Raw genomic sequence first — 941 nt, forward strand, 5'->3', positions numbered from 1 at the left:
CGGATTCGGTGGCGCTGATCTTCGGTGCGCGTCGGGTCAGCTACGCGGAGTTCGGTATTCGGGTGAACGAGCTGGCGCGGCGGTTGCGGGCGGCCGGGGTGGGTCCGGATGTTGCGGTGTTGGTGGCGATTCCGCGTTCGGTGGAGTTGCTGGTGGCGGTGCATGCGGTGGTGATGGCCGGTGGTCACTATGTGCCGGTCGATCTCGACACCCCGATAGATCGGGTCCGCTACATGGCCGAGGTGGTCGGGGCCGGCCATGCGGTCGTCGACGCCCATGACACGGCCGCAGAGGTCTTCGACGGCCTTGATCGTCCGCTGACGGTGCTGCAGGTCGATGCCGAGACGCCGGTCGAATCCCTCACCGTCGCAGCCGACGACGATTCCGCGCCGGTGGTGGTCCGTCCGGATGATGCTGCGTACACGTTGTTCACGTCGGGGTCGACGGGTAGGCCGAAGGGTGTGACGGTGTCGCATCGGGCGATTGTGAATCGTCTGGAGTGGATGCGGGAGTGGTATTCGGTGAAGGAGAGTGATGTCTTCTTGCAGAAGACGCCGGTCACTTTCGATGTTTCGGTGTGGGAGTTGTTCTTGCCGTTGACGGTGGGGGCGTCGTTGGTGGTTGCGGAGCCGGATCGGCATGGTGATCCGGGGTATTTGGCTGAGGTGATGGTCGGTGAGCGGGTATCGGTGGTGCATTTTGTGCCGTCGATGTTGGCGGCGTTTGTCGATGTGTTGGGTGATCGGGTTGGTGGGTTGTCGGGGTTGCGGTTGATGTTCACCTCGGGTGAGGCGTTGACGGCGTCGGTGGCGCAGTCGGTGTTGGGGTGGTTGCCGGAGTTGGGTCTGCATAATTTGTATGGGCCGACCGAGGCGGCGGTGGATGTGACTGCGCATCGGGTGTGTGTGGGGGAGACGTCGGTGCCCATCGGGGTGCCGGTG

The 941-nt window shown here is 64.0% G+C and carries 1 protein-coding gene; it reads left to right on the forward strand.

What is annotated here, in order from left to right:
- Window positions 1-8 precede the first annotated feature (8 nt).
- The coding region (locus QSJ18_RS20105) for an AMP-binding protein (protein ID WP_286328427.1) at window positions 9-941 on the forward strand (933 nt) is incomplete at its 3' end.

Origin of the sequence: Gordonia heveisoli, from assembly GCF_030315745.1 — a bacterium.
Lineage (GTDB): Bacteria > Actinomycetota > Actinomycetes > Mycobacteriales > Mycobacteriaceae > Gordonia.